Here is a 322-nt window from a genome sequence, read left to right on the forward strand (position 1 = left end):
AAACGAAAACTATGTATATACGAAAACCTATTTAGATTATACAGGAACAACTCCTTCCAAAACCGCTGAAACCGTTCAGTATATCGACGGCCTGGGAAGACCCAAACAGGTCGTTAATATTAAAGCCTCACCTACAGGAAAAGATGTTGTGACCCACATCGAATACGACGGATTCGGAAGACAGGTAAAAGATTACCTTCCCGTACCGCAGTCGAACACTCTGAATGGAGCCATCGTTCCCAATCCCCTTGCCAATGCCACGCAGCCTGAGATCTACGGAGCTGAGAAAATCTATGCGGAGAAAATCCTGGAAAACTCCCCC

General features: G+C 46.0%; 1 protein-coding gene. It reads left to right on the forward strand.

Annotated features, from left to right (window positions below; genetic code table 11):
• On the forward strand, window positions 1-322 hold a 322-nt coding region (locus AC2A07_RS19785; protein WP_484051812.1), incomplete at both ends, for a DUF6443 domain-containing protein.

This window comes from Chryseobacterium sp. HNCC26DJ238, from assembly GCF_057180465.1.